At 68.0% G+C, this 16,233-nt stretch carries 16 protein-coding genes and 1 tRNA gene; 16 read left to right on the top strand and 1 reads right to left on the bottom strand.

Going from position 1 to position 16,233, the window contains the following annotated elements; all coding sequences use genetic code 11:
* The first annotated feature begins 151 nt into the window (after positions 1 to 151).
* The 16 genes from OG963_RS14375 to OG963_RS14300 all read left to right on the top strand — a co-directional run bounded on the left by OG963_RS14375 (position 152) and on the right by OG963_RS14300 (position 15,506).
* The gene (locus OG963_RS14375; RefSeq protein ID WP_371799022.1) at positions 152 to 673 is read left to right on the top strand and encodes an HNH endonuclease; all 522 of its coding nucleotides are present in this window, start codon (positions 152 to 154) and stop codon (positions 671 to 673) included.
* 88 nt (positions 674 to 761) lie between these two features.
* Complete coding sequence (locus OG963_RS14370) at positions 762 to 1,748, top strand: hypothetical protein (protein ID WP_371799021.1); 987 nt, start codon at positions 762 to 764, stop codon at positions 1,746 to 1,748.
* Positions 1,749 to 1,794: 46 nt separating this feature from the next.
* On the top strand, positions 1,795 to 2,256 hold the full coding sequence (locus OG963_RS14365) for a hypothetical protein (RefSeq protein ID WP_371799020.1): 462 nt from the start codon (positions 1,795 to 1,797) through the stop codon (positions 2,254 to 2,256).
* Between the two features lie 66 nt (positions 2,257 to 2,322).
* A complete protein-coding gene (locus tag OG963_RS14360) occupies positions 2,323 to 2,781 on the top strand; it encodes a hypothetical protein (protein ID WP_371799019.1) in 459 nt (152 codons plus the stop codon).
* Positions 2,782 to 2,858: 77 nt separating this feature from the next.
* Positions 2,859 to 3,785, top strand: coding sequence for a hypothetical protein (locus tag OG963_RS14355; RefSeq protein WP_371799018.1), 927 nt, complete (start codon positions 2,859 to 2,861; stop codon positions 3,783 to 3,785).
* A gap of 166 nt (positions 3,786 to 3,951) precedes the next feature.
* Positions 3,952 to 5,649, top strand: coding sequence for a DNA cytosine methyltransferase (locus OG963_RS14350; protein ID WP_371799017.1), 1,698 nt, complete (start codon positions 3,952 to 3,954; stop codon positions 5,647 to 5,649).
* 111 nt (positions 5,650 to 5,760) lie between these two features.
* Positions 5,761 to 6,075 carry a hypothetical protein gene (locus OG963_RS14345; RefSeq protein ID WP_371799016.1) on the top strand — a complete coding sequence of 105 codons (315 nt, stop codon included), beginning with the start codon at positions 5,761 to 5,763 and terminating at the stop codon, positions 6,073 to 6,075.
* 137 nt (positions 6,076 to 6,212) lie between these two features.
* A complete protein-coding gene (locus tag OG963_RS14340) occupies positions 6,213 to 7,160 on the top strand; it encodes a magnesium chelatase domain-containing protein (RefSeq protein WP_371799015.1) in 948 nt (315 codons plus the stop codon).
* Positions 7,161 to 7,244: 84 nt separating this feature from the next.
* Positions 7,245 to 8,024 (top strand): hypothetical protein, encoded by a 780-nt coding sequence (locus OG963_RS14335; protein ID WP_371799014.1) that lies wholly within the window; start codon positions 7,245 to 7,247, stop codon positions 8,022 to 8,024.
* A gap of 595 nt (positions 8,025 to 8,619) precedes the next feature.
* Positions 8,620 to 9,861 (top strand): PP2C family protein-serine/threonine phosphatase, encoded by a 1,242-nt coding sequence (locus tag OG963_RS14330; protein ID WP_371799013.1) that lies wholly within the window; start codon positions 8,620 to 8,622, stop codon positions 9,859 to 9,861.
* Between the two features lie 175 nt (positions 9,862 to 10,036).
* Entirely contained in the window at positions 10,037 to 10,315 is a 279-nt protein-coding gene (locus tag OG963_RS14325; protein ID WP_371799012.1) for a hypothetical protein, read from the top strand.
* A gap of 459 nt (positions 10,316 to 10,774) precedes the next feature.
* Positions 10,775 to 10,845: transfer RNA gene (locus OG963_RS14320), tRNA-Gly, on the top strand.
* A gap of 140 nt (positions 10,846 to 10,985) precedes the next feature.
* The gene (locus OG963_RS14315) at positions 10,986 to 12,332 is read left to right on the top strand and encodes a hypothetical protein (protein ID WP_371799011.1); all 1,347 of its coding nucleotides are present in this window, start codon (positions 10,986 to 10,988) and stop codon (positions 12,330 to 12,332) included.
* Positions 12,329 to 13,276 (top strand): ParB/Srx family N-terminal domain-containing protein, encoded by a 948-nt coding sequence (locus OG963_RS14310; RefSeq protein WP_371799010.1) that lies wholly within the window; start codon positions 12,329 to 12,331, stop codon positions 13,274 to 13,276. The genes OG963_RS14315 and OG963_RS14310 overlap by 4 nt, the downstream gene beginning before the upstream one ends.
* Positions 13,273 to 13,932, top strand: a complete 660-nt coding sequence (locus tag OG963_RS14305) for a hypothetical protein (RefSeq protein WP_371799009.1) — start codon at positions 13,273 to 13,275, stop codon at positions 13,930 to 13,932. The genes OG963_RS14310 and OG963_RS14305 overlap by 4 nt, the downstream gene beginning before the upstream one ends.
* On the top strand, positions 13,929 to 15,506 hold the full coding sequence (locus OG963_RS14300) for a hypothetical protein (RefSeq protein WP_371799008.1): 1,578 nt from the start codon (positions 13,929 to 13,931) through the stop codon (positions 15,504 to 15,506). The genes OG963_RS14305 and OG963_RS14300 overlap by 4 nt, the downstream gene beginning before the upstream one ends.
* 314 nt (positions 15,507 to 15,820) lie before the next feature.
* Here the strand turns inward: OG963_RS14300 and OG963_RS14295 are convergent, their stop codons facing one another.
* A complete protein-coding gene (locus tag OG963_RS14295) occupies positions 15,821 to 16,222 on the bottom strand; it encodes a hypothetical protein (protein WP_371799007.1) in 402 nt (133 codons plus the stop codon).
* Positions 16,223 to 16,233: the final 11 nt, after the last annotated feature.

Below are 16,233 nucleotides of genomic sequence, written 5' to 3'. Positions count from 1 at the left end.
GCTCAGTGACTTTGGCCAGCTCAAGAAGTCCACGGACGGGCGGCGCGACACCTGCCGCATGTGCAGGGCAGTCGACCCGGTCAAGTACCGCCCGGCAGGGGCTCCGCCCCCCGAGACCAAGACGTGCACGAGGTGCCTCGAGGAATTTCCGATGGCTGAGTTCACCTACCCGGGCGGCGCCCGAGCGAGCCACTGCCGGCCGTGCTTGAACGCGGTGGCCAAGGAGCGATACGCCATGGACCCGGAAAGGGTCAGGGAGATCAGCCGTTCCTACCGGCAGCGGAACCTGGACGCTTGTCAGGCCAGGAAGCGCGCCCACTACCACGGCAACAAGGCGTACTACGCGGCGAAGAACGCGCGGTGGGTCAAGGACAACCCGGAGGCCAATCGGGCTCGCCGCGCCCGGTACCGCGCCCGCAAGGCCGCGGCCCCCGGCGGAGGCGTCAAGCTCGCCGACTGGATCGCCCTCCGCGACTCCTACGGCTGCTGCATCGCCTGCCTGCGAGTGGACGTGGGCCTTGAGCCCGACCACGTCATCCCGCTCGCCCTGGGCGGCCGGGACCACATCGACAACATCCAGCCCCTCTGCCGATCGTGCAACTCGTCCAAGAAGACGCGCTGCAGGGACTACCGGACGTACTTCACGGACGACCTGATCGGCCAGCCGGCCTGACCGCCACACCCCGGGTGGGCGGGGGCGGGAATCCCCGCCCACCCGGGAGCCAACCGAACTCACCTCACAGCACGCAAGGAGCACCACCATGGCCCGTACCGGCGAGACCATCGAGACCCGCGTCTGTATCGACGACATGCTCGGCCCGTTCGACTGCAAGCTGAACCCCAACAACCGCTGGAACGGGTGGCTGAGCCCGTACTTCACCCTCGACACCGCCCGGGAGCTGTCCGCCCAGACACTCCGCATCGCGGATGAGTACGGGTACGACTGCGCGGACACCGTCCACGTCATCGACGGCCGCGAGGACAGCGGGGACACCGTCCACATCATCGAGGGCGGCACCAACCCGTACAGCGAAGAGCACGAGCAGGTCGCGATCGCCGTCCGTATCCGGTGGCGCAACGTGGGCCGGAACGTGACCACGGCCGTCAGGGTCGCCCACGCCACACCGAACGACCGCAAGGCGGCCCGACGGCGCAAGGCCACCGGCCGCGGCGCCCGGCGCACGGTCATCGTCAAAGCCGCCTGGCAGTGGCTGTACGAAGGCAGTGCCACGGCCGCCGACGTCATCGCACCCGGCCGCGATGGCCTGTACGGCATCGGCGGCTGGGAATGGACGTGGGCCTTCGCCTCTTGGTGGTGCGCGTGCGGTGAGGGCATGGACTGGCACGAGTACGACTGCACCAACTGCCACCTGAATCGCGACAGCAAGAAGGACGGCAAGCCGTGCGCCTGCGGCTGCGACGCGCTCAGGGAAGGCGTCCGCAAGGCCGGTGACATCCTGCGCGAACTCGTCCCCAACGCCACCGCAGCCGGCCTCATCGTCGAGGACGGCCACCCGCGCCTGATCTCCGTGGCCACCGCCGACGCGATCGTCTGGACGAACGACGAGCAGGACTATGGCGCGTTCGACTACGAGCGGATCGGCGGCGCTGACGAGGCCCTACGCCAGGCACTGCTGTCCAGCACCGGCCTCGAATCGCTTCGGACCGGCGGATGGAAGGCCATCCAGAACGACCAGGGCTCCGAGGCGTACGCGATCAAGTTCCCGGCCCTGCACCGCGAGTGGTAGCACCAGCCCCCTCCTCCACCCCATCCGAACCGATCGAGGGCGTCCCATGACCACTCACGACCCCCAGACCCGGGCCTACGAGCTCTCCGACAGCGGCGCCCTGTCCGCCGCAGCCCAGGCGGCCCTGGACGCGTACCACGCGGCGGCCGAACGACTCGGCCGCGTGATGGCCGTCGTCACCGCGGTGGCCGTGCGGGACATTCTGACCGGCAACGACAGTGCGGATGTCCCCTTCGACGCCACGCACGCGGAGCTCGTGGAAGCGGCCGACGGCTCGCTGTGCGCCACCGGCCGGTACTGGACGGCGGACGGCACGGAGACCTCGTTCACCGCCACGCTCGGCACATACGCCGGGGACGAGATCTTCGACATGAACGAGTGGGTGCCCTACCTGAACTACGTCAACGAGCGTGTCTGGAAGCCCCTCGTCACCAAACTGCCCGAGCGCGACGGCCAGGCGGTCTACCGCATCGACCTCGCCAAGGCAGTCGGCCTACCCCTCGACTGACCGCACGTCACCCCTGGCCCCGGGATGGGCGAGGGCGGGAATCCCCGCCCGTCCCGGGGTCGCCCCATGCGCACCGACCGAAACGACCTCACGGAGAGCCTCATGATCGAAGTCATCGTCTGCTGCAACGACCGCGACCGCTACCCGGCTTGGATCGACCCCGACGACCAGCGCGACGGCTTCGTGAAGCCGTGGTTCGACCTCGACACCGTCCGGCGGATCGCGGACGACACCCAGGCCGAAGCCGCCCGCCTCGGGCACGGCTCGGCCGACACGGTGCACGTCGTGGACGGCACGGTCGACGGCGACAGCCACGCGGTCGTGCTCAGCATCTGCTGGATGTACCTCGGCGGCGAGCGCCACCAGGAGGCGACCGAGATCGCCCAGCCCAACGACGACGACCGGTACGCCATCGGCGGCCACGAGTGGTGCTGGTACGTGGTCGCGGCCGACCTTTCGCCGCTGATCCCCTTCCAGTTGAAGCGGACCCCGCTGCCGCCCCTCCCGGAGCAGCGCGCCCTCTGACCTGGGGTTCCCACCGGGGCGGGCACCGTGCCCGCCCCGGCTCCCCTCATCCCACCCGAGCCGATCGAGGACGCCACATGACCACTCACGCCCCCCAGACCCCCGGCCACCCCCTGCCCACCGGCTTCCCGGCGGGGACGATGATCCTCATCCGTCGCGGCCTCGTTCCGATCGAGGACGTCATCGCGGGCGACGAGGTGTTCACGCATCAGCGCCTGTGGAGGCCGGTGGCGGCCACTATGCGGACGACCGCGCCCACCGTCCGAGTCCACTGCGCATCCCTGGCCAGCGACCTGGCGGCCACTGCCGATCGTCCGTTCCGCACGCGTGTAGCGCGAGTCTTCCTGGAGGGTGGCGAGGCGGGGGAGTTGTCGTCTGCGGGATGGACCAGGGCGCGGGACCTGGCCGAGGGGCACCGCCTCGCCTCGCCCCTCGACTTCGGAGAGCCGCAGCCGGTCCCTGGCCTGCCCGCATCCCTCACGGGAATCGACCCGATCGACGTCCTCGGCACAGCTGGGAACATGATCAGGCTCAAGGGCGAAGCCGCGGCAGCGCTCTGCCCCGAACTCGTCGGCTGGCTGGCCGAGCACTTCGGTGGGTACGGAGCCGGTCGCCGCTTTCCCGCCTGGGCACTGGCGATGCCCGATGAGTCCCGACAGGCGTTCCTGGACGGCCTGGTCAACGATGGCCCCCACCGCGACCAGTTCGCGGTGCGTATGTACTCCAAGTCGTTCATGGTCGGCCTGCGGCTGCTCGTCTGCTCGCTGGGATACGCCGGAGGCCTCAGCGACCAAGGAAAGCCCGGCAAGCCGGGCTGGCTGCTCTCGTGGAAGCGCGAAGGCGGCCGGCGTCCCGACCACGACGGGTTCCGCTGGCACCCCGTCACGCGCGCCGAACACGGGCGGGAGGCTGAGGTGTTCAGCCTGAGCGTCCCCGAGAGCGCGTCGTACATCGCCGACGGCATTGCCGTCCGCAACTGCACGAGGCGACTGATGGGCCTCTGACCTGCGGTTTTCTCCGAAATCCCCTGTTCCACCCCGGTACTTCACGAAGAGTCACGCGTTAGTCATAGTGTCTACCCACTAAGCATCTCACCGGCCAGCGAGCGGGGGCGGGAATCCCCGCTCGCCCGGCCAGCACCGACCGACCTCACCCCAAGGAGGGTCCGCGATGGCCTACAAGCACGATGGCAACGTGATCACACACAGTGACTGGTTCTGCGGCGGAGGCGGCTCGTCTCAGGGAGCGGAAGCCGTCCCGAACCTGAAGGTCACTCACGCGGCGAATCACTGGCGGCGGGCCATCGAAACGCACCGGCTGAACTTCCCCGGGGTCGCCCACTACACGGGCGACATCCGCAAGGCCCCGGTGTGGTCGTGGCCCGTTACCGACATTTTTTGGGCGAGCCCTGAGTGCACCGAGTGGAGCGTGGCCAAGGGGATGAAGCGGTCGTTCGCGAAGGCGGTGCAGGGCGATCTCCTCGACCTGTACGCCGACTTGGAAGAGGAGAAGTTCACGACCGGCGGGGAGGAGAGCGGCCCGACGAAAGAGGAGGAAGCCTCGCGGGCCCTGGTCGAGGAAGTCCCGCTGTACCTGCGCGGGGTGATCGAGCGCGGCGGCCTGGTCAAGGCGGGCGTGGTCGAGAACGTGGTCGACCTCCGGTCGTGGTGGGAGTGGGACCGGTACGTGGCCGAGTTTCACAAGATGGGATACGAGACGCGCCTGATCGCCCTGAACTCGATGCACGCCGACCCGCGGTCGGTGCACGCAGCACCGCAGTCGCGTGACCGGCTGTACCTGGCCTACTGGCACAAGAGCCTCGGCCGCACGCCCGACTGGGACAAGTGGCTGAGGTCGAACGCGTACTGCACCGAATGCGACGAGATGGTCGCGGCCCTCCAGTCGTGGCGGAAGCCCGGCAAGGACATGGGCCGGTACAAGGCGTCCTATGACTACCGGTGCCCCAAGTCGGACTGCCGCGCACTGGTCGAGCCGGATGTGTTGCCCGCCGCGGTGGCGATCGACTGGTCGATCCCCGGCACGCCGATCGGCAGCCGGCCCAAGAGCCCCGAATGCCCCGAGGGCCTGGCGCCGAAGACGATCGAACGCATCCGGGCCGGCTTCGAGCGGTACTGGCCGAAGCTCGCAGCCCAGGACGAGCAAGGCGCCCTGTTCGGCGACGGCCAGGCGCAGGGTGACCCCGCCCCGTTCCTCGTCCCGACCGGCGGCACCTGGCGCACCGGCGCGTCCAGCATCCTCAGCCCGATGCCGACCCGCACGACCACCGAAGGCGACGCGCTCGTGGTCCCGCCCCTGCTGATCCCGTGCGAGGGCCGCGACGGCAAGAAGGCGATGCCGATCGACAGGCCGCTGCGAACCCAGACCACGCGCGCAGAAGTGGCCCTCGCGTACCTGCCGTACGTGATCCCGATGCGCGGCGGCGGCGACACCGGCAAGGCGCGGCACATCGACAGCCCGCTGCACGCGGTCACGGCCGGAGGAAACCACCACGGCCTGGTGACCCACCCGGAGTCGCTCCTCGTCCCGTACTACGGCAACGGGCAGGCCAAGCCGATCAGCATGCCGGTCGGCGCGCTCACGACCCGCGACCGGTACGCGTTGGTCAACGGCGACTGGGACATCGACAAGGTGCTGTTCCGGATGCTCCGGCCGAAAGAGATCAAGCGGGCGATGGCGTTCGCCGACGACTACGACCTAGTCGGCTCGAACAGGGACAAAGTTCGACTCCTGGGCAACGCCGTGACACCCAACGCGGCCGAGGTGCTGCTGTGCGCACTGGTCGAGTGCGTGACCGGCGAGGAGATCGACCGCTACGCCGACCCGGCCCGTATGGCGCTCGCCGTCTGACCTGCGAGTAAATACCCCAAATCCATCTTCCAAAATGGGTTACCCCAAATCGACTTTGGAAATGATGGTTGTAGAACAACTCACCATCCGCCACCCCCCAAGGGAGTCACCATGCGCGCCACCATCCGGCGAACCAACCTGGACGTCCTCCACGGAGACGTGGACGCGGCAATGCCGCAGCTGGAGATCGAAGACCACGCCATGTACTACCAGCTGCTCGTCATCGCCCAGCCCGGCGAGCCCGACTCGATCGGCGAGGACGTCATGCCCGGCAGCGCGGTCCGGGAGCTGATCCGCACCCAGCTGCAGGTCGCCATGCACGAGGTCGAGCAGACCGACCGGGACGAGATCACGCTCCGCTGGACGCGCAAGAGCAAGCGGAACAACTACCGCACGCAGAGCTGCACGTACTCGAAGGTCTGCTAGCTAGCGGCGGCCGGTGGGGCGCGTAAGCGATGGGAATCCCACCGGCCGCCAGACGCAGCCCAGCACCGAAGGGCCTCACAACCCGACCAGGCGCGCGAGGCCCACCGTACCCCCCGTTCAGATCACTGGAGGAACGCGTGAGCACCGAAACGACCACCGAGACCCGCGAGTTCATCATCGTCGGCCAGGACCAAGGCGGCAGCTACCTTCTGTGGGACGTCGCCCCGGCCCCGGCCGACGCCACGAAGCGCGCGATGGCGCTCGAGGAAATCGAGATCGACGCGCACGACGCGTTCGGCTCGGTCCACCTGGAACACGCCACCAGCGCCCGCGCGGCCGTCGACCAGCTGCTCTCGGCCCTGCGCGAGCAGTCCGGCCTCGACGACTACCCGTTGAGCCCGGCCAGTCAGTTGGAGAGCTACCAGGCGGACCCCGAGCCCCAGCCGGCCACCGAGCCCGAGCCGTACGGCAAGGCGCACGCACTGTCGGCGACCCGGGACGCCGGATACCAGGTCAACGCCAGCAGCGTCCCCGGCACCGCGACGTTCATCGTGGACGGTCTGCCGGTCAGGAGCACCACCTCGACCCGCGACCGCGTACGCGCCGGAGTCATCAACAGCGGCCTGGACTGGCCGATGTCCAACGTGCTCGTGAAGATCGCCCCGATCGGGACCGATGGCGACGACGCCACCAGTGTTGGGACCAGCGGCCTGGACCTCGCCATCGCCTGCACCGTCCTCGCCGCAGCCGGACAGCTCCCCAGTGACTGCCTGGCCGGAGTCGCGATGGTCGGCGAACTCGGCCTCGACGGTGGGGTGCGCGTTCCGTTCGGCCTGCCCGGCACGGTCCGCGCGATCGCTGATGGTGGCACGACGACCGTCCTCGTCCCCAACGACGCCGTGGACGACGCGGCCACCGCGGGCGTCCGGGCCATCGGGGTCGGCTCGCTCGACGAGGCCCTGGCCGTGCTCGCCGGTCACTGGCACCACCCCCAGGGCTGCGCCCACTGCGAGTCCGGCCCGGTGGCTCCCCACCAGCCGTGCACCCCGGCCGGCTTGTGCCCGGCCTGCTCCGCCTCGGCCTGACCGCGGGCGCCGGGCGGGGCTCGCGCAAGCCCCGCCCGGCATCTGCCCTCCATCACCCGCACGCGATAGAAGGACGGCACCACCATGAGCGTCACCACTGATCAGATCCAGCTTGACGCGTACGGCCCCGAGCGGTTCGCGGAACACCAGCCCTTCGGCCGGGTCGGCTACCTGTTCACCGTCCCGGGCGACTTCCCCACCGACGTCCCGCCGAGTCTGAACGTCACCGACTGGGAGATGGCCGTCTACCGCACCCGCGCCAGCGCCGCCGAGTGCTGGGAGGTCCGGGACGTCAACGGCCACCGCAAGGTGTGGGCCGAGGCCGACACCCGGCGGGAAGCGGTCGGCCTCGCGTTCAACGAGATCGCCCGGATCCGCCGCGAACGCGCGGCCGAGACCGCCGAACGGCGCGTGAACATCCTCGGCCTGGCCCCGGTGGCCGTAGAGGCGCCTCCGGAGGACACCGACGAGAGCGGCGGCCTGGCCACCGACCCGGTGACTGCCGCGTTCTCCGCCATGTTCGAGGACGCCTACATGCAGGCGAAGCAGACCCGACAGGCAGCCCTGGCCGCCGCTGCCGCCTACGCCGCCCACCTCATCCGGCCCCACCTGCCCACCGCTGCGGCCCTCACCGTCGACGTCACCAACGGCGGACTGCGCGCCATCCTCGACAGCGACCGCAAGACCCTCTGGTACGCGCCCGCCAGCCCGATCGGCCTGGACGACGCAACCGTGGAGGAAGTCGAGGGCCTCATGCGCGATGCCTTGGAATTCGGTGCGGACGAGAAGTCACTCGAACAGGCCGGGTGGCACAACCCGGGCGCGCACGACGACACGTACGACCTGGAACTGCCGCAGCAGTAGGCACCTGCCCGCCCGTGGGGCCGTGACCAGCACCAAGTCACGGCCCCACAAGCGTGTCCAAGCCGTCCACCGCCCCCAGCTCACTGCCCCCCAAGAGTCGCAATGAGACGCCCACAGCCCCGACCACAGGTCCCTGTGATCATGCCCTCACCACCACCGGCTGGTTTTGTACGTGAGAACGGGTTCTGACCCAACTTCTGTTATCGGTCACGCGGGTAAGCCGGTCGCGGGAGGAGGACCTGTTTGCGCAGGAGACCATGCATGCCAACTGTGCTGAACGGTGCGACATGCCGCCTTTGGGGTAATCGGCACGTTGGGGCCATTGGCGGTGTCAGGCTGTAGGGGGTGATCACTGTCGTGCGCGGAGCCCCGTGTGCACGGGGCGCGTGAGCGCTCTTCGAGTGGATCGCCGTTGACTGCCCGATAGATCCGATTGTGGCGGAGCGCTGTGAGCAGGCCATCCCCATCCTGGCTGGCATTGCCTCGCACCGGCGCTTGGCCACTGAAGGCGAGCACCAGGCCACCTGGCGAGCGCCTCGGGACAGCCACCCGGTGAGTTCCCCGAGGCAGCGGAACGAAAAGGATGCAGGCAGCGATGACCGAAGGCGGGCGGGACCGGAGCAAGTCTGGGGTGGACCGGTCGGAGGGGTTTGGTGAGCGGTTGCTGGGTGTGCTGCTGGACCGCGCTCACGAGATGCCGCCGCAGTTGATCGCCCCGCTCGTTGCGGAAGAGGTGGCCAGGGTCGGTGGCCGGGACCTGTCGATCCTCTTGCAGGACTACGAACAAATGCTGCTGGTACCGCTGCCGGGCCGTCGGCTGACGGTCGGTGACCCCCAACCTGTCGAGGACTCCCCCGCCGGCGAGGCGTTCCTGAGCCGCAAAGCGGTGGAGGTCCCGCAGGACGGCAGCGTGCGGATGTATCTGCCGCTGCTGGACGGCAGCGACCAGATCGGCGCGATGGCCGTCACCCTGGACAGCGCCGATGACGACGACCGGCGGTTGCTGCGCAGACTCGCCGGTCTGATCGCAGACATGATCGTCACCAAGGACGCCTACACCGACCTGTTCTTCCAAGCCCGACGCCGCGCCCCGATGAGCGTGGCCGCGGAGATCCAGTGGTCATTGCTGCCCCCGCTGTCGATGACCGTTCCACAGGTTGAGGTGGCCGGAATCCTCGAGCCCGCGTACGACGTGGCCGGCGACAGTTTCGACTACGCCCTCAACGGCGACATCCTTCATGTGGCCATGATCGACGCGATGGGCCACGGCCTGGACGCGGCGACCATGGCCACGGTGGCCATCGGCGCCTATCGCCACACGCGACGGGCCAACACCGGTCTGTCCCAGATGTACGCGTGCATGGACAAGGCCATCGACGAGCAGTTCGGCCCCGACCACTTCGTCACCGCGCAGATGATGTGTCTGAACATCGCCACGGGCCGGCTGCAGTGGGTCAACGCCGGCCACCCGGCACCGCTGCTCATCCGTGACCGTGCCGTGGTGGACCGGCTGGAGAGCCCCACCACATTGCCGGTCGGCTTCGGCGGTGAGCAGCCGGTAGTGAGCGATCGGATCCTGGAACCCGGGGACCGGTTGCTGTGCTTCACCGACGGCCTGTTCGAGGAGCACCAGCCCGGCGGGGAACAGTTCGGTGAGGAACAACTCATCGAGTGCACCAACCGGATCCTCCGTGACCACACCGCGGTGCGGCCGGTGGTGCGCGCACTCTCCCACTGCCTGAAACAGGAACGCGGCAACGTCACCAGCGACGACGCGACCATCTTCCTCATCGAGTGGCGGGGCGGCGACGCCGATCATCTCGCCACGTTCGATTGAGCCGACAACCACCCGCCCCGACGGCGCCGAAGTCGCGGCTGCACGGGGCGGTAGCCGCAACCGCGGTACTCCGCTTCTGTACTAGGCAGGGCTTCGAGCTGCAGGAACTCCCGTACTGCCCGCAGTACGGTGGCTAGGACCCGCCCCACAGCCACCAAGGCGAGAGGATGACGACATGCTCACGCCCCAAGGGATCGCGTTCGCCACCCCGGACGACCTCGGCGACCTAACGAGCTACCGCCGCTTCTGCCGGGCCGCCGGCCTCAGCCCTGTACCCGACGGCTACGGCCTCCTCCTCGTCACCGACGAGTGGGGCAACAAGAAGACGCTCGTCACCGGCGACGTCGAATACGTGCGGGCGATCGTCGGGGCCACACCCGAGGTGCTCAGTGGACTGGAACTCCCCGAGGACAAGTTCCTCGTGCGCGACGGCTGGCCCGACAGCTGGACCTGACCTCGGATCGCTTCGGGGCCACTTCAGCCACATGAACGCCGCCGGGGCTATTGCTCTCAGGGCCCCGGCGGCATCTCACGCGACCATCTTCCTCATCGAGTGGCGGGGCGGCGACGCCGATCATCTCGTCACGTTCGATCGAGCCGACAACCACCCGCCCCGACGGAGCCGACGGGTGAGCCTCCTGGCGCCGATCTCCCTTGTCAGCACTGTGGACCCATCCCTTGCGGGCATTCGTCGCTTATCGTGCACACTCCCTAGAAGTCATGACAGAGCCTGATAACGGGCAGCAATTCGACAGCAGTTCGGGCAGTGGCCAAGCGTCACTTCCGGCCCTAATGCTCACGAGTTGCGACAGCAGTGGAGCTGCTTGTCATTTGCAGCGAGAGGTCGCTCTGTGTGGGTGTATCGTTCCGTTCCGTGAGCGGCTGTCCTGAGCAGCGGTGCAGCCGACCACATGCGTCAGTAGTGCAACAGCAGCACACCTGCCTTCCGGGCGGGAGGTCCTGGTGCAAATCCAGGCTGGCGCTCAACCACGAAGCCCCCGAACGGCCCCGGCCGGTCGGGGGCTTCGCTGTGCGCCCTGGCCTGCGCTGATGCCCCCAGAGCGGCCCCGTCGGTTCGGCTACCATCGCCGCTCGCCTCAGCGGAACCGTCACAGGAGCGGCCCATGTTCCACGGCTCGATCCCCGCGCCCCTTCGGTCGATCATCTACGAGCACGCCGGTACCTGGCCCGGCAAAGACATCTACGTCGGGTGCTCCGGCAACTTCACCATCGAGCGGGTCCTCAGCTCCCGCTTCGGTGCGGAGCGGCGCATCCACGGCAACGACATCACCGCGTACTCGTGCGCCCTCGGCTGGTACCTCGCCGGGGAACCGCTGGAGTACACGCTTCGCGAGGAGTACGAAGACTCTCTCGGCTGGCTGCACCCGTACCTGGAGGATCGCACCGACCTCCTCGCCACCCTGATGCTCGGCACCCGGTTCCTCCAGTACGTCGGGAAGGAAGCCGTCTACTACCGGCGGATGATGGATGCCACACAGGACCAGTGGCCCCGCATGCACGAGAAGACCGCCACCAAGCTGCGGAACCTGGAGACGAAGCTCGGCTCGTTCTTCGCCGGCGACGTCCGCGACTACCTCGACCAGGCCCCGGCCGACGCCCCAGTTGTCCTTTTTCCGCCCTTCTACAGTGGTGACTACACCAGCCAGTTCGCGCCGATCGACTCGGCTTTTGCCTGGCCGGAGCCGGAGTTCGGCGAGCTCGACGAGACCGGCAAGGAACGCATCATCGAGCAGGTGCAGGACCGGCCGAACTGGGTCCTCGGCCTGCACATCGAGCGCCCCGAGCTGCGGGACCAGTTGGCCGGTGTCGTCCAGACCGCGAACCGCGGCCTGCCGATCTACGTGTACGCGGCGGACGGGCCTCGGCGCATCGTCCGCCCCCGGCAGCCCATCGAGACGATCCCCATGCCGAAGATCGGCAAGGACGAGGAACTCGGCGACCGGATGAGCCTGCACATCCTGACCGGCGGCCAGTTCGCGTCGGTCCGCTCACAGTTCATGTCGAAGACGATCAAGCCGGGGTCGCCGCTCATCGCCTGTGGTGTTGCCGTCGACGGGAAGCTGATCGGTGCGTTCGCGTACCTGCCGCCGAAGTTCGACCCGAACACCGCCTACCTGATGTCGGACTTCCCGGTGTCTTGGACCCGGTACCGGCGCCTCGCCAAGCTGATCGTGATGGCGGCCTCCACGAAGGAGGCACAGCTCCTGATCCAGCGGTCCCTGTCGAAGCGGATCACCGGCTGGGCGACCACCGCGTTCACCGACCGGCCCAACAGCGCCAAGTACGGGCGGGGCATCCCCGGCGTGAAGCTGCAGAAGCGCTCCGAGCCCGGTGATGCCGGTGACGGGATCCACCGCTACCAGCTCCAGTACGGCGGCCCCCTCGGCTCCTACGACCTGCAAGAAGCCCTCACCCTGTGGAAGACCAAGCACGGATCGGACGCGCGATGACCGCCACAACCCGCAGCACCCGCCTCAAGCCGCGCCTGGTCCGCCGCGACCCGCGGCTCCTCACCCGCCTCCCCGTCAACGCCCGCTACATGACGAAGGAGGAGTACGACCGCCTCGTCGAGAACGTCCGCGCAGACGGCTGCCTCACCAGCGTCCCCCTCGTCTACGGGGCCGGCGAGTACGAGGAAGGCCGCGAGCTCGTCCTCTCCGGGAACCACCGCACCGACGCGGCCGTGGACGCCGGTCTCGACGAGATCGACGTGATGCTGATCGACGATCCGCAGGAGAAAGACCAGCTGATCGCCCGGCAGATCTCGCACAACAGCATCGCGGGCAAGGATGACCCGGCGACGCTCAAGCAGCTGTACGACGAGATCGAAGACGTCGACTGGCGGGCCTACTCCGGCCTCGACGACGACCAGCTTCAGCTCCTCGCCGAAGTCAGCCCCGAAGGCCTGTCGGAAGCCAACCTCGACTTCGCGACCGTGAGCCTCGTGTTCCTGCCCCTGGAGCTCGAAGCGGCCCGCGAAGCCTTCGACCAGGCCCGCCTCGGGCAGAACGCCTCATGGCTCGCCGCACGCGCCGACTACGAACAGACCCTCGACACCCTCGCCTCCACGCACGCAGCCCACAAGGTCGGCAACGTCGCGACCGCGCTCCACGCCATCCTCACCATCGTCGAGAACCACCTCACCGACCTCCAGGCCGGCTACCAGTCCCCAGATGGCACGCCCCTGCACTCCGGCACCGTCGGGCTTGAGACCGTCCTCGGCGCCCGCTCACTCCCAGCACCAGCAGCCGTCACGATCAACAAAGCCATCTCCGCAGCAGAGGGGCGTGGGGAGATCGAGCAGGGGCAGGGATGGCGTCTCCTTGAGCGCTTGGCAGAGGAGTATCTGTCCGGCGAGAACTACGTCAGCAGCAGCGCGGACGGTCACCCGTGACCACCAACGACCCCATCACACTCGACCCCGCACTCGACCCCTGGGAACGCCAACCCAAGGAGTCAGCCCGCAAACACGGCCAATTCGCCACGTACCGGGACCTCGGCCGCGCCAGAACCTTGGCCAAGGCTGCGGAGAGCCTGACACTCGCGCAGGGGCACGTGAGGAACGTCGCCGCCGAGTTCCGGTGGCGGGAGCGCGTCGAGGCGTACGACCGGCACCTGGACCGGCTGTACGAGGCGACGTGGGTAGAGGAGCGCCGCAAGGCAGCCGAGACTGACTCGAAGATCCTTGGAGCAGCGATCGGCAAACTGGCGCAGCGCCTCGGGACGCTGAACGCCGCTGAGCTGTCGCCGGGCGACTTCATCCGGCTGATGGACGTGGCCATGCGCCACCGGCGCGTCCTGTTCGGCGACCCCACGGAGACGATCGCGGTCACCGGCCAGGGCGGGAACCCGCTTGCGGTACAGCTTGCCGAGTTCGCCCAGATGCCCGAGGAGCAGCGGCGCGTACGCCTCGCCGACCTTGCTGCGTCGGTGAACCGGCGGCTCCGTGCGGTCGACGGCAGCGACGACGACGATGACGAGCCCACGCCTCATGCCAATGATGATGACGAGCCCGGGCCCCACGTTGACGATGGCGGCGACGAAGGGTGACGGGACAGCCGGCCGCCGATGACCTGCGGCACCTGGACGACGCCGGGGTACTCCAGCAGTTGGAGGCGGCCAAGAAGTCGATGAGCCGCGACCTGCTGCGCGACCCTGTGGTCCTCGCTCGCGGGCTGGACCACACGTACCGGATGCGCCCGCACCTGCGGGTGATCGGTGAGGCCCTGGCGGGTGTCCAGCGCGGCGACTACGACCGGCTTCTCATTTACACGCCGCCGCAGGTCGGGAAGTCGACCACGGTTGCGGAGTGGTTTCCGTTCTGGTGGCTGTGTCTGTACCCGATGGACCGGATTGGGGTCACGTCGTATGGCGACGACCTGGCGCTCCGGCGTGGCAAGACGATCCGTGGCTACGTGGAGGAGTACGGCGCCGAGTACGACCTGCACATGCAGGCCGGGTCAGGGGCAATGCAGGACTGGTCACTGACCCGTGGTGGCGGCGTCCGGTCAGTCTCCGTAGGCAAAGGGCTTACCGGCCACCCGCTCAATGTGCTGATCGTCGACGACCCGCACAAGGACCGGGCTGACGCCGAATCGGAGGCGTCGCGCCGGGCGTTGCACGACTGGTACTCGTCCACCGCCCTCAAGCGCCTCCAGCCGGACCGGAACGCCGTGGTCGGTATCCAGACCCGTTGGCACCCCGACGACTTCGCCGGGCGACGGCTCACCGAGGAAGGACGGCTGGAGGAAGGCGGCCGGTGGAAGGTCGTGCACCTTCCCGCGGTCGCCGACGCCAAGTTCGGCGACGACCCGCTCGGCCGCGCCCCTGGCGACCCGCTGCCGCACCCGAAGATCCCCACCCGGGATCGGAAGGCGCTCAAGGCGTGGTGGGCGGACATGAAACGCACGTCGATCGTGCGGGACTGGCACAGCCTCGCCCAGGGGGACCCACAGCCCGCCGAAGGTGCGCTCGTCTCGGAGGAACTGCTACGCCTGCTGCGGGACTCGACGACCAAGGTCGAGCCGCAGAAGATCGCCGTTGCGGTCGACCCGTCCGGCGGAGGCCGGGACGTCGCCGGCGTCGTCGGCGGTTTCCTCGGCGACGACAAGCGCGTATGGATCACGCACGACGTGTCGGCCGCGATGTCGTCGGCGGACTGGTCTACCGCGGCCTGCCGTCTCGCGTACGAGACGAACGCGGCGATCATCTACGTCGAGCAGAACTACGGGCGGGACATGTGCTCGCTCGCGATCCGTACGTCGTGGGAGACGTTGCAGCGGGACGGGGACATCCCCCCGGAGGTCCTGATGCCTGCGATCGACCTTGTGCAGGCCAAGCAGGGCAAGTTGCTGCGCGCGGAGCCGGTGGCCCAGCAGATGGTTCAGGACCGGGTGCGGCTGCGCGGGCTGTTCGTCGACCTTGAACACGAGTGGTCGCACTGGATGTCCACCGACCCGGACAGCCCCGGCCGCATCGATGCCTCGTGCATCCTCACGTACGGCCTGATCCCAGAGGCGAACAAGGGCGCCATCGTCCACGCCCCGTTGTCGCAGGCGCCGGTCTCTGGCGGGCGTGGGCCGTCACAGGTGGCGGGCGCGTACAGGCGCAGGATCGGGAAGTGACTGCGAATAGCGTGCTGCTGCAGGTCTTCGAGGCTGAGCAGGCCCCGGCCGGATGTCCTGGACTGTGATGCTGAACCATTCCGCGGGATAAGCCCCCACAGTTCACCTTCACAATTGCTTCGGTGTGTGGCGGGCAATACGAAAACAGAAATTGGTCCCCGGCGCCCGAAGTCAATCCGGGCACCAGGGACCACGTCTGGGGTGCAGTGCGCACCTCTCAGTGTGGTAGTGGGAGCCTAACTAATGGCCGGCACCCTCACTACCGCACTTTCCGCGAGGGGTGAGCCTTTACCCTCGCCAGGCCTCTACCATCACTACAATTCGCACCACTCGCCCAGCTCCTCAAACGCCCCTGTTCGAACGAAATTCCGTACAACGTCACACGCGTGATCGACACTCAGTACGAAGTCACCCGTGAACGTAGACATTTCGCTCATGATTGGGACGTCAATTGTCACTTCCGATGAAACGGTGCCATCTCCAGAGAGAAGGGACATGCTTTCTTCAGAAGTGAAGAGATGGATGATGGCGTGATCACTTTGGAAGCCCAGGGTCAATTGAGGAAATTCGTTGTCTGGCAAACGAACTTCCAAATACCCCTGACCGTGTGAGCGCAGTTCATTGAACTCGTCCGTCAGGTCACGCAGTTCCGAGCGCCTCTCACCTGGATGGAACACCCCAGATTCCGGTGACGTCATCGACCAGACCACACTCATCTTTCAACCTC

The organism is Streptomyces sp. NBC_01707, from assembly GCF_041438805.1.
In the GTDB taxonomy this organism is placed as follows: Bacteria; Actinomycetota; Actinomycetes; order Streptomycetales; family Streptomycetaceae; genus Streptomyces.
The sequence above is the reverse complement of the archived record's forward strand: the minus strand, read 5'-3'. Positions and strand labels throughout refer to the sequence as shown.